The 12,028-nt window shown below is 68.3% G+C and carries 11 protein-coding genes; 7 read left to right on the top strand and 4 right to left on the bottom strand.

Annotated features, from left to right (window positions below; genetic code table 11):
* The 3 genes from ACT4N3_RS07030 to dapB all read right to left on the bottom strand — a co-directional run.
* The coding region (locus tag ACT4N3_RS07030) for an aminotransferase class I/II-fold pyridoxal phosphate-dependent enzyme (protein WP_444854498.1) at positions 1-550 on the bottom strand (550 nt) is incomplete at its 3' end.
* Positions 550-1,863, bottom strand: a complete 1,314-nt coding sequence (locus tag ACT4N3_RS07025) for an APC family permease (RefSeq protein ID WP_444854497.1) — start codon at positions 1,861-1,863, stop codon at positions 550-552. The genes ACT4N3_RS07030 and ACT4N3_RS07025, both read right to left, overlap by 1 nt.
* Complete coding sequence (gene dapB / locus ACT4N3_RS07020; RefSeq protein ID WP_444854496.1) at positions 1,860-2,594, bottom strand: 4-hydroxy-tetrahydrodipicolinate reductase; 735 nt, start codon at positions 2,592-2,594, stop codon at positions 1,860-1,862. Before dapB ends, ACT4N3_RS07025 begins: the two co-directional genes overlap by 4 nt.
* A 120-nt stretch (positions 2,595-2,714) precedes the next feature.
* On the opposite strand from dapB, the gene ACT4N3_RS07015 reads away from it, so the two are divergent.
* A complete protein-coding gene (locus tag ACT4N3_RS07015) occupies positions 2,715-2,903 on the top strand; it encodes a hypothetical protein (protein ID WP_444854495.1) in 189 nt (62 codons plus the stop codon).
* Between the two features lie 136 nt (positions 2,904-3,039).
* Here the strand turns inward: ACT4N3_RS07015 and ACT4N3_RS07010 are convergent, their stop codons facing one another.
* A complete protein-coding gene (locus ACT4N3_RS07010) occupies positions 3,040-5,049 on the bottom strand; it encodes a sulfatase-like hydrolase/transferase (protein ID WP_444854494.1) in 2,010 nt (669 codons plus the stop codon).
* Between the two features lie 373 nt (positions 5,050-5,422).
* On the opposite strand from ACT4N3_RS07010, the gene ACT4N3_RS07005 reads away from it, so the two are divergent.
* From ACT4N3_RS07005 to ACT4N3_RS06980, 6 genes are all read left to right on the top strand, one after another.
* The gene (locus ACT4N3_RS07005; RefSeq protein WP_444854493.1) at positions 5,423-6,370 is read left to right on the top strand and encodes a right-handed parallel beta-helix repeat-containing protein; all 948 of its coding nucleotides are present in this window, start codon (positions 5,423-5,425) and stop codon (positions 6,368-6,370) included.
* Between the two features lie 101 nt (positions 6,371-6,471).
* The gene (locus tag ACT4N3_RS07000; RefSeq protein WP_444854492.1) at positions 6,472-7,176 is read left to right on the top strand and encodes an NAD-dependent deacylase; all 705 of its coding nucleotides are present in this window, start codon (positions 6,472-6,474) and stop codon (positions 7,174-7,176) included.
* Positions 7,173-7,514 carry a GFA family protein gene (locus tag ACT4N3_RS06995; RefSeq protein ID WP_444854491.1) on the top strand — a complete coding sequence of 114 codons (342 nt, stop codon included), beginning with the start codon at positions 7,173-7,175 and terminating at the stop codon, positions 7,512-7,514. The genes ACT4N3_RS07000 and ACT4N3_RS06995 overlap by 4 nt, the downstream gene beginning before the upstream one ends.
* A gap of 249 nt (positions 7,515-7,763) precedes the next feature.
* The gene (locus ACT4N3_RS06990; RefSeq protein ID WP_444854490.1) at positions 7,764-8,573 is read left to right on the top strand and encodes an ImuA family protein; all 810 of its coding nucleotides are present in this window, start codon (positions 7,764-7,766) and stop codon (positions 8,571-8,573) included.
* Complete coding sequence (locus tag ACT4N3_RS06985) at positions 8,476-10,017, top strand: Y-family DNA polymerase (RefSeq protein ID WP_444854489.1); 1,542 nt, start codon at positions 8,476-8,478, stop codon at positions 10,015-10,017. The genes ACT4N3_RS06990 and ACT4N3_RS06985 overlap by 98 nt, the downstream gene beginning before the upstream one ends.
* Positions 10,014-12,028, top strand: a 2,015-nt coding sequence (locus ACT4N3_RS06980; protein WP_444854488.1) for a PHP domain-containing protein, incomplete at its 3' end; no start/stop codon positions are given. The genes ACT4N3_RS06985 and ACT4N3_RS06980, both read left to right, overlap by 4 nt.

The following is a 12,028-nucleotide window of genomic DNA, read 5'->3' as shown; positions in this document are numbered from 1 at the left end:
CAGGCAGATAGACCTCGTCGATCAGAACGAATGCGTCCGCGCGCTCTGCAATGTCGCCAATCTCACGCAGCACCGTTTCGTCGGCGAGATTGCTCGTCGGATTGTGGAGATTGGTGAGCAGGATGAGCCGTGTGCGGTCGGTGACGGCCTGCTCCACCGCCGCCGGATCGATGGAGAAATCGGGCGCCTTCCGGACGAACGATCGGATCGTCGCGCCGCAATGGCTCGCCGCCGCGATCATCGGCTCATAGGCTGGGGTTTCCGCCACGACCTCATCGCCCGGCGCGATCAACGCCGACAGCGCGAGCATGTTCGCCATCGACGTGCCATCCGCCATCACGACCCGGTTCGGCGTCACATCATTTCGCCGGGCGATCGCCTCGCGCAGCGGCGGGTATCGGTAACGGCTGGCGCCATCGAGCTCGAGATCGGCGACGTCGATCGGGAACTGGTCGAGACGGAAATGCGGCACTTCGGACGAGCCGAGCGGATAGCGCACCGGCGCCTGGTTCTTCGCCCAGTACATATATTCGGACTGCATCGCTCGCATCAGACCGTCTCGCGCCGCTTCAGCCAGAAGAGGCAGACCGGAATACCGGCGGCGAGGATCGCGAAGCCGATCATGCTGTTCGTGGGATGGGCGGCGACGGTGCCGATCACGGTGACCGCGCAGGCGAGGATGAAGAACCAGGTCGTGAACGGATGGCCGGGCACCTGGAAGCCGGCCGGTTCGCGATCCCTATGGCGGAAGACGAGCAAGGCCGCGCCGGTCAGCGCGAACCAGATGAAATCGACCGAGACGACATAGCTCAATATCTGGCCGTAGGTGCCGGTCAGGGCGATCAGGCAGGCGACCGCTCCTTGCAGCAGGATCGCCAGGACGGGGGCATGGGTGCGCGGGCTGACGCTCGCCAGCGCCGGGAAGAACATCCGGTCCTCCGCCATCGCGAAATAGACGCGCGGCGTGGTCAGCATGCCCTGGCTCAGGAAGCCGAGCGCCGAGATCGCGACGCCGAGCGCGATCAGGTTCGCGCCCGTCTCGCCCAGCGCGAGCCGCATCACCGCGCTCGCCGGCGCCCGCGTCTCGGCGAGCCCCGCCGGGCCGAGCACCGCGACGCAGGTGAAGGCGACGGCCGTGTAAAGGATGACGACACCGATCACGCCCATCAGCAGGCCGCGCGCCAGATCGCGGCGCGGATCGCGCATCTCGGCCGCGACGAAGCTCGCCGTCTGCCAGCCGCCATAAGCGAACATCACCGGCGTCAGCGCCATCAGCAGGCCGGCGGCCGGGGTCGCGCTCGCTTGCGTTGGCGCGGCTGGGAACCAGGGCGCGAGCAGCAGGCCGCACAATACCAAAGCGACGATCGCGCCGATCTTCAGCACCATCAGCACGCTCTGCACTGTGCCGCCGGCGCGCACGCCGAGGCAGTTGATCGCCGTCAGCAAGGCCAGGGCCGCGACCGCGACGGCCGCGTCCGGCACGCCCAGTCCGGTCACTTCGAGGAAATAACGGGCAAAAGTGATCGCGACCGCCGCCATCCCGCCCGACTGGATCACCAGCAGCAGCGACCAGCCATAGAGGAAGGCCGGGAGCGGCCCGAAGGCGTCGCGGAGGTACGCATATTGGCCGCCGACCTCCGGCCGCCGCGCGGCCAGTTCGGCATAGACAAACGCCCCGGCGATCGCGATCGCGCCGCCGATCAGCCAGACGCCGACGATCCAGCCCGGCGCCGAGACCGCGCGCGCCACCTCGGCCGGGTTGAGGAAGATGCCCGAGCCGATGATCCCGCCCATGACCAGCATGGTCGCGTCGAACAGGCCGAGCCGGCGGACGAGCTTCCCTTGCGCGCTGGCCTCGCTCACAGGCCCAGCACGTCGCCGATGGTGTAGCGGCCGGCCGGCTTGCCGGCGAGCCATAGCGCCGCCTTCACCGCGCCGGCGGCGAAGATCGCCCGGCTTTCGGCGCGGTGGCCGAGCTCGATCCGCTCGCCTTCGGTCGCGAAGATCGCGAGATGATCGCCGGCGACCGATCCGCCGCGTAGGCTCGCGAAACCGATCGCCCCTTCGCCCCGCGCGCCGGTGATGCCGTCGCGGCCGCGCTCGCTCGATGCGTCGAGGTCGATGCCGCGCCCGTCGGCCGCCGCCCGGCCGAGCAGCAAGGCGGTGCCGGAAGGAGCGTCGACCTTGTGGCGGTGGTGCATCTCGACGATCTCGATGTCCCAGTCCGGCCCCAGCCGCGCCGCCGCCTCGCGCACCAGGTGAACGACGATGTTGACGCCCAGCGACATGTTCGCCGCCTGCAGCACCGGGACCGCTTCGGCCGCGCGGGCGATCGCCGCTTCATGCTCCGGTCCGAGCCCGGTCGTCCCGATCACGATGCCGATTCCGGCGGCGCGGGCGGCGTCCAGATTGGCGTCGAGCGCCGCCGGCGTGGAGAAATCGATCAGCACGTCGCTCTCTCGCGCCGCGCCGGCCGGATCGTCGCCCTGATCCGCCTGCCCGCCGGGCATCGCTTCGCCCTGTTTCCCGATCGCTTCGGCGACCGCGCGCCCCATCCGGCCGGCGGCGCCGATGATCCCGATCCGTGTCGCCATGCGCGCCCCTTTTTCGCCGGCCTTCATGGGCGACTAGCGGCCGGGCCGCAAGGTTCGGCGGCGGAACGGGTGCGTCCGCGCCGCGTTGCTGTCCCGTTACTGTCTCAAGGAGTAACTGAGATGGCCGAAGAAAAAGAAGTGATCGTCACCTCTGACGGTGGCGGCGGTGGCGCGGGCATGATCATGGCTGTGGTGCTGTTGATCGTCGTGCTGGTCGGGCTCTTCCTGCTCTACCAGAACGGCGTGTTCAGCGGCGGGACGCAGGACGTGAACGCCGATATCAAGATCGAGACGCCCAAGCAGAACTAGTCGCTTTTCCCCTCCCTCTCAGGGAGGGGAGAGGGGTGGGTGCGCGCGTCCGCGCGCCAAGAGACTCCTCGGCCGCCATGGCTCCCTCGGCGGCATCGAGCCCCCTCGATCGCGACCCACCCCCGGCCCCTCCCTTTCAGGGAGGGGAGGAACCCGCAAGCTGACGAAGCCAGCGCTGGCGCGCCCATTCCTGGATGAGCGCGTCGGCGGTGCGCCGCTCCACGCCCGCCGGCGGCAGATCAGCGTAACGCGCCCAGCGTTGGCTGGCACTCGACCAGACCAGCTCCTCGTTGAGGTTGAACAGCAGCCGGCGCCCATTGGCGCCGACCCAGCCGATCTGGCCGGGCCGGTCGAGCGTGCCGAGATACTGGAAGACCGGCCCGCGATGCCGCTGTGCCGTCGCCCCGAGCTGGCCAAGCACGATCGCACGCATGTCGTCGAGGCCGAGCGCTGCGGGCATTGCGACACCCGGATCGCTGACCACGAACGGGATTCGCGTCTGCTGATCGTTCAGCGCATGGCCGTGGCCGAGGAAGCCGTCGTCGAACAGCGACTCGCCATGATCGGCGGTGACGACGATCAGCGTGTCGTCCAGCACGCCTAGCCGCCGCAGCCGCGCCCGGACCGCGCCGATCAGCGCGTCATTATAGGCCTGCGCGTTCCAATAGGTGCGGATCAGCCAGTCGCGATTGGCCGGCGAGATCGACCCGCGCGGGATCGGCTCGCCGCCGAAGGTGCGCGGCATGTCCGGCCAGGAATAAGGGAAATGGGCGGACTGGAGGTTGATATAGAGGAAGGTTGGCCGCTCCCATTGCTCCGCCCGGCCGAGCCGCTGGTCGAACTCGCGCAGCTGTACCCGGCCGTCGATTGCGAGGCTGCCCTGCGCGGCGAAGCTGAAGGCGCGCTCGTCCCGGTTGGTGGTCGCGTCGACGAAGAACTCGCCGAGCCGCATGCCGGTCAGCGCCGCGGTGTCGCCGAAATCTTCGGCCTGGCCGGAGAGCACGCCCACCCGATAGCCGTTGGCGAGGAAATCGCGGATCAGCGACTGACGGTCGTCATTGGGCGCGAGCTGGCCGCTGAACAGGCTCTGCAGCGACTGGGTCGTAAAGCCGACATGGCTATAGGCGGCGGGCGCGCTGGACCCTGAGCGCGCCATCGCCTCGATATTCGGCGCCACCGCCCGGCCGTCGACGCGCATGCCGATCAGGTCGGCACGCGTGCTCTCCAGCACGATCAGCACGACATGCCGCCGCCGATCCACCGGGATCGCCACGGGCGGGCCCGTTTCCGCGCTGCCGGTGAAAGCGAAATCGCCGCCGAAGCCGTCCTGGTCGATCCCGTCGCCCGGGACGTCGAGCGCATAGGGATGGAGCGTGGAATCGAACGGCGCCCGGTCGATCGGCCAGGTGAACAGGCTCCAGCCGTCCCGGTCGAAATCGGTCGTCTGGTGAAGAACGATGGCGACCGTCACGACGCTGTTGAAGCGCGAGACGGCGGAACGGGCGCCGTCGATCCGGTCGACCGCGAACAGCAGCAAGGGCGTCGCGATCAGCATCCCCAGCCACTGTCGCCGGCTCGGCCGATAATGGTCCAGCAGCGGCGCGGCGTTGCGCCAGCGCCGCCTGAGCAACCATAGCGCGCCGAAATAGAACAGCGCCGCGCCCACAAGGCCGATCGCCGCCAGCCCGATCTCGTTCAACGAGAAGAGCAAGGCGTCGGTCAGGCTTCCGCCGCCCAGATTGCGGACGATCTGGAAGCTCATCGCGTCGCTGAAATAAGCGAGCGCCTGATATTTCCCGATCGCCGCCCCCATCATCCCGCCGCCGGCGAGGACGATGAAGTTGAAGTGGAAGAGCGGGTTGTCTCCCTTGCGCCCGTGCAGCCGCCGTATGAGCCGGTAGAGCAGGATGAGCAGCAAAATCTGGCAGGCTAGGACGCCGACCAGGAACGCCGCGATCTCGCCCGGCGTGTCGAGCACCTGCGATGCCCCGAACCCGCCGCCGAAAAACGCATATTTCCGCTCCGCCAGCGCCAGCTCGAAGAGCAGTGTGACGAGGATCGTCGCGGGCAAGGTGAGCCGAGCCATCGCACGCCACGACGGGCGCACGCGCGGAATGCGCGGAGCGGGAGCGGCCTGGGTCGCCATGCGGCGGCCTTAGCGGGCGGGGATTAAGATGGGGTTTGCTGGAGGCGCCCACTTTCGACCCATTGCGGACGCTCAGGTTGCGGCGATGCCCTCCCAAGAACTGGGGGCGGGCATGAACGAGCGTTACGCAGAAAGCCGTTGCTTCCTATTTTGGAAGCCTTCGTTTTCTGGTCGATTGGTAGGTTGTCGGCGCACACTGAGGCCGGCCTTCGGTGTGTGCCAAGCTCGATATTGGCGCGCATGTGGGGCTGGAAGACTGTAAACTCGGCGTCATCTTATGATGGAGACGGTCCGCTACCGCTAAAATGATAGTTAACTTCATTGCCGGTCCATGATAACATTTGTGATCCACTTCTGATTCTGGGGGTTTCAAATGAAGAAGCTCAGCGATCTAAAGGCGGTGCTCGGTGTGGTCGCCCTGGCGCTCGGGGGATTGGCCTCCACCCCCGCGACCGCACAGGCGACCCGGACTTGGGTTTCGGGCGTGGGCGACGATGCCAACCCCTGCAGTCGCACCGCACCTTGCAGGACCTTCGCGGGCGCGATCTCAAAGACCGCCGCAGGCGGAGAGATTAGCGTCCTCGATCCGGGCGGGTTCGGCGCGGTCACCATCACCAAGTCGATCACCATCGACGGCGGCGGGATTGTGGGATCGATCCTCGCAGCCAATACCAACGGGATTATCGTCAACGGCGCCAACGTGGTCGTAAATCTCCGCAACCTTGCGATCAACGGCGGTGGCACCACGACCGGGAACGGAATCCGCATCATTCAGGCGGGCACGGTCACCATAGACAATGTGTCGATCACCGGCCATGTCGGCACCGGCACCAACGGCCGGGGGATCGCCATCGAAACCAGCACGGCCATTGTGCGCGTCTCGATCGTCAATTCCCATATCGCAAACATGGGCAACCACGGGATCCATTCGAACCCTAGCGCGGGACTCGTGTTCCTTGCGATCGACGATGTTGACATCAGCGACGGCGCTGCTTCCGCGATCCACCTTGTCCAGAACACCTCCGCCACAATCAGCAGCTCCCTTCTGACGGGCAACTTTAACGGCGCGGGGTTGACGAATGAACGCGCGTCCAACGTCGCGACGATCAGCAACAGCGTTTTGACCAACAACTCGATCGGCGTCTCAAACGGGGGACCTGGACAGGCCGCCGTTACGCTCCTCTATGGAAACTTCATCAGCCGAAACACGAGCCAGGGCCTCTTGATCGGTGGGGGCGGCATCTCCTCGTTCGGCAACAACGCCATTCGCGGCAACGCGGGCAACGAGACCCCGACCCCTCCGAGCCTCGGGTTGCAATAGTTCGGCGACGAGCCGGTTCCAGCAGCGCCGCAAACGGCCGAAGAGACAACGTCTACTTTCCACCCTTAGCGGACGTTTGAACGATCCGCTAAACGACGAGCATGCCCGAGCTCCCCAACATCGTCATCCTCACCGGCGCCGGCGTCTCCGCCGAGTCCGGGCTCGCAACCTTTCGCGGGCCGGACGGGCTTTGGGAGGGGCATCGGGTGGCGGATGTCTGCACGCCGGAGGCGCTGGCGCGGGACGAGGCGCTGGTGCAGCGTTTCTATGACGAGCGGCGGGTGAAGCTGGCCACGGTCGAGCCCAACGCCGCCCATCGCGCGCTCGCCCGGCTGGACGCGGAATGGCCCGGCGGGCTGCTGCTCGTCACCCAGAATGTCGATGATCTGCACCAGCGCGCCGGCGCGAAGCGGCTGGTTCATATGCATGGCGAGCTGCGCTCCGCGCTCTGCCGCGCCTGCGGCGGGCGATCGCCCTTCGCCGGCGCCGACATGGGCGCGGGGCCGGCCTGCCCGGAGTGCGGCGAGGCGGGCGTCTTGCGCCCCGACATCGTCTTCTTCGGGGAGATGCCCTATGCGATGGCGGTGATCGACCGGGCGCTGATGGAGGCCGACCTGTTCGTCTCGATCGGCACCTCGGGCAATGTCTATCCCGCCGCCGGCTTCGTCCAGACCGCCCGCTATTGCGGCGCGCGCACGCTGGAGATGAACCTGGAGCCCAGCCTCGGCGCCACCTATTTTCACGAAAGTCGCATCGGCGCGGCCGGCGACTTGGTGCCCGGCTGGGTGGAGGAGATGCTGAAATGATCGAGGGAAGCTGTCATTGCGGCGCGGTACGGCTGACTCTGCCGGAGACGCCGGAAGATCTCGGCAGCTGCAATTGCTCGCTCTGCCGCCGGATCGGTGGGCTCTGGGGCTATTACCGGCCGGACGAGGTGGGGGTCAGCGATCCGGACGGGCGGCTGACCGGCTATGTTCAGGGCGATGCGACGCTGACCACCTGGCATTGCGCGACATGCGGCTGCACGACCCACTGGTCGCCGCGCGATCCGGCTTATGAGCGCATGGGCGTGAATCTCAGGCTGTTCGATCCGGCCGACTGGGAGCCGCTGCCGCGCCGGCTCATCGATGGGGCGAGCTGGTAGCGATCTTCCCTCTCCCTTGGCGGGAGAGGGATTGAGCGAGAGGGGTGCGTCTGAAGCGGCTCGATGCCGCTGAAAGACGCCTTGAGGCTCGCTTGCGCTCGGCCCCTCTCTCCAAACCTATGGTCGGGTGAACAGCGCCCCGCGCTGTTCAGGTCATGCCGGGGGCATGACCGACCCGAACATCCCGCAGGGGAGAGAGGCTTTGCGTCCACTCTTGCACCTTCCACAGAATGAGAACAAAGTGGGAACATGCGACTCGACCCGACTCGGCCGGACCCTTCGCGCGCGCCATCCGCGGATGGGCTGACGCAGGCCGGGCTCGTGCCGGCGACGCTGCATGAGATTTATGCGGCTTGTCTGGGAGAGGGCGCCAGCGCTCTGGGTTTCGCGGCCTTGCTGACGCAACGCTTCACGGCGGAGCGGCCCTTGCTCTGGTTCCGCCGCCTCAAGGCCCGCGGCGCGCCTTACGGACCCGGTCTCGCCGAGCTGGGGCTGGACCCCGGCCGGATCCTGTTCGTCGCCGCGCCGGACGAGCGCGCCTTGCTCCGCGCCGGGGCGGACGCGGCCCATTGCGCGGGGGTCGGCGCGATCCTGATCGAGGCTGAGGGCAGATTGCCGCTCTACGATCTCACCGCCAGCCGCCGGCTGCGCCTCGCCGCCGGGCGGTCCGGGGTGACGATCCTGATGGTTCGGACCGGCGCCGCGCCGATCCCGAGCGCGGCCGAGACGCGCTGGGAAGTGGCAGCAGCGCCCTCTTCTCCCTCTCCCCTGGGGGGAGAGGATAGGGTGAGGGGGTCGGGCGTTTGCGACTATTTGCTGACTCAGAACCCCCTCACCCCAGCCCTCTCCCCCCAGGGGAGAGGGGATTTTCAAGTCGCGCCCGGCCCGCCCGCTTTCGCGGTGCAGCTGCTGCGCCGGCGCGGCGGGCCGGCAGGGATGGAGATGAGATTGGAGTGGAACCGTGACCGAGCCTGCTTCCGGGAGTCGGCGCTATCTGGCGCTCTATTTCCCCTTTCTGCCGGCGGCTCGGCGGCGGATCGCGCGGCGGCTTTCGCCTGACGACGGGCGCCCGCTCGCCTTCCTCGTCAAGCTGAAGGGCGCGCTGCGGATCGCCGCCGTCGACCAGCGGGCGCGGGCGCTCGGCCTGACGCCCGGCCTCGCCTTCGCCGACGCGCGGGCGCGGGTGCCGGAGCTGGCCAGCGAGGCGCTGGACGAGGGCGCCGACGCGGCCTGGCTCACCCGCTTGGCGGAGGGCTGCGACCGCTACACGCCGATGGTCGCGCTCGATCTGCCGGACGGGCTGATCCTCGACGTCACCGGCTGCTCCCATCTTCTTGGGGGCGAGGCAGGGCTGGCGGGCGATATCCGGACGCGGCTCGCCCGGCTCGGGATGAGCGTCCGCGCGGCCTTCGCCGGCACGCCCGACGCGGCGCGCGCTCTCGTCCGTTACGGCAGCGACGAAGGGGAGGATGTGCGCCCGCTCCCCGTCGAAGCGTTGGAACTTGACCCGGAAGCAACCACGGCCCTCCGCCGCGCCGGCCTCGTCACGATCGGCGATCTCGCCATCCGCCCGATGGCGGGGCTCGCCGCGCGCTTCGGCATGGCGGCGGCGACCGCGCTCCGCCGCCTGCTCGGCGACGAGACAAGGCCGATCGACCCTCGCCGCGCGCCGCCGCCGGTCCTCGTCGAGCGTCGCTTCGCCGAGCCGATCGCGCGAACCGAGGACGCGCTTCACGCAGTCGGCGAGCTGGTCGGCGAAGCGGCGCAGGAATTGGAGAAGCGCGGGGAGGGCGGCCGCGCCTTCGCGGCCACCTTGTTCCGCTGCGACGGGTTCGCACCGCGGCTGACGATCGAGACCGGCCGGCCGAGTCGCGATCCGGCGCTGATCGTCCGTCTGCTCCGCGAGCGGATCGACTCGCTCGCCGATCCGCTCGATCCCGGCTTCGGCTACGACATGGTCCGCCTCGCCGTGCTGCACAGCGAGCCGCTGGCCGCGTCGCAATTCGAAATGGCGGGCGAAGAGCGGCCGGACGCCGATCTGGCTGCTTTGGTCGACCGGCTCGCCGTCCGCCTGGGCGCGGACAGGGTGATCCGGCTCAAGCCCTATGACAGCCATATCCCGGAACGGGCACAGGTCGCGGTCGAGGCGGTGGCGCCCGCTTCGCCTTGGCCTGCATCCAAAGGCGACGAGCCGCCGTTGCGGCCGCTCTTCCTGCTCGATCCGCCCGAGCCGGTTCAGGTCGTCGCCGAGGTGCCGGACGGCCCGCCGCGCCGCTTCCGCCGCCACGGCGCCTGGCACGAGGTCCATCGGGCCGAGGGGCCGGAGCGGATCGCCGCCGAATGGTGGCGGCGCAGGCACGGCCACCGGCCCGGCCAGGGCGGCCTCACCCGCGATTATTACCGGATCGAGGACAAGGAAGGCCGCCGTTTCTGGCTGTTCCGCCACGGCCTCTACGGCGAGAAGGCCGATCCCGGCTGGTATCTCCACGGCCTGTTCGCATGAGCATACCATTCGCCGAGCTGGTCACCGCAACCAATTACAGCTTCCTGCGCGGCGCTTCGCCGCCCGGCGACATGGTGGCGCGCGCGGTCGCCCTCGGCATGACCGGGATCGGTATCGCCGACCGCAACAGCGTGGCCGGCGTGGTGCGCGCTTGGGTGGCGTTGCGCAATGCGCAGGAGAAACTGGCCGAGGCTGGCCTGCCGCCGCTCGATTTCCGCCTGATCGTCGGCGCGCGGCTGGTCTTCGCCGACGGCACGCCGGACATCATTGCTTATCCCGAAACTCGCCGCGGCTGGAGCCGGCTGACCCGGTTGCTCACCACCGGCAACCTCCGCGCGGTGAAGGGCGATTGTATCCTCAGGTTCGAGGATCTGCTCGATCATCTCGACGATCTCGCCCTTATCGTCCTGCCGGAAAACACAAGCGAGGAGCAGGAGGCGCATCGCAGGCCGGTGCCCTATCCGGCCGATGACGCTCCCAGGCTCAGGCTTGTCCGGTCGCCTGACACCGATCCTCTGGGCGATACGCTACGCCGCCTTCGAGGCAGGGCGCCGGGCCGAGTCTGGCTGGGTGCGAGCCTGAGGCTCGGTGGCGCCGACACGCGGCGGCTGGCGCAGCTCAAGCGGATTGCGACGGCGGCCAAGGTGCCGCTGCTCGCCACCAACGACGCGCTCTACACAACATCTGAACAGCGCCCCCTGCATGACGTTCTCACCTGCATTCGGCTCGGCACGACCATCGCCGAGGCCGGCCGCGCGCTCGAGGCCAATGGAGAGCACCACCTCAAGGAACCGGCGGAGATGGCGCGCCTGTTTCGCGCCTGTCCCGAGGCGATCGCCGAGACGCAGCGGCTGCTCGCCCGCATCCGGTTCGCGCTCGAAGACCTGCGCTACGAATATCCGCACGAGCCGGTGCCGCCGGGCTGGAAGCCGCTCGCTTATCTCCATCATCTCGTAAAGACGGCGGCGGAGCAGCGTTATGGCGCGCTGCTGCCGCTTAAAGTCCGCAAGTTGCTCGCCGAGGAATTCTGGCTGATCCGCAAGCGGAAATACGCTTATTATTTTCTCACGGTCTACGATCTGGTCCGCTTCGCCCGTACGCAGGCGCCGCCGATCCTCTGCCAGGGCCGCGGTTCCGCCGCCAATTCGATCGTCTGCTTCCTGCTCGGCGTCACCTCGGTCGATCCGCTGGAGCATGATCTGCTCTTCTCGCGCTTCGTCTCCGACGACCGCAACGAGCCGCCCGACATCGACGTCGATTTCGAGCACGAGCGGCGCGAACAGGTGATGCAGTATGTCTACGACCGCTACGGCCGCGACCGGGCGGGGATCGTGGCCACCATCATCCACTCCCGCCCGCGTTCGGCGATCCGCGACGTCGGCCTGGCGCTGGGCCTGACCGAGGACGTCACCGCCCGCATGGCCGACACCGTCTGGGGCTCATGGGGTTCGGAGGTGAAGGACGAGCACGTCGACCGGGCCGGTCTGAGCCGCGACGACGTGCGGATGCGGCTGGCGCTGGAACTGACGGCCGAGCTGATCAAATTCCCGCGCCATCTGAGCCAGCACGTCGGCGGGTTCGTGCTCAGCCAGACCCCGCTGATCGAGATCGTGCCGATCGGCAATGCGGCCATGGCCGACCGGACCTTCATCGAATGGGACAAGGACGACATCGACTTCCTCAAGCTGATGAAGGTCGATGTGCTGGCGCTGGGCATGCTGACGGCGATGAAGCGGGCCTTCCGCATGATCGGCGAGACCTATGGCCGGGCCCTGCCCGACACCGCCGCCGTGCCGGTCGAGCGGCGCGGGGTCTACCGGATGCTGTGCCGGGCGGATTCGGTCGGCGTCTTCCAGGTCGAAAGCCGGGCGCAGATGTCGATGCTGCCGCGCCTGCGGCCGGTGGAGTTCTACGATCTGGTGGTTCAGGTCGCCATCGTCCGGCCCGGCCCGATCCAGGGCAAGATGGTGCATCCCTATATGCAGCGGCGGCTGGAGCGGCGGCTGTATGA

Source organism: Sphingosinicella sp. (assembly GCF_052388015.1).
GTDB lineage: Bacteria > Pseudomonadota > Alphaproteobacteria > Sphingomonadales > Sphingomonadaceae > Allosphingosinicella.
The sequence above is the reverse complement of the archived record's forward strand: the minus strand, read 5'-3'. Positions and strand labels throughout refer to the sequence as shown.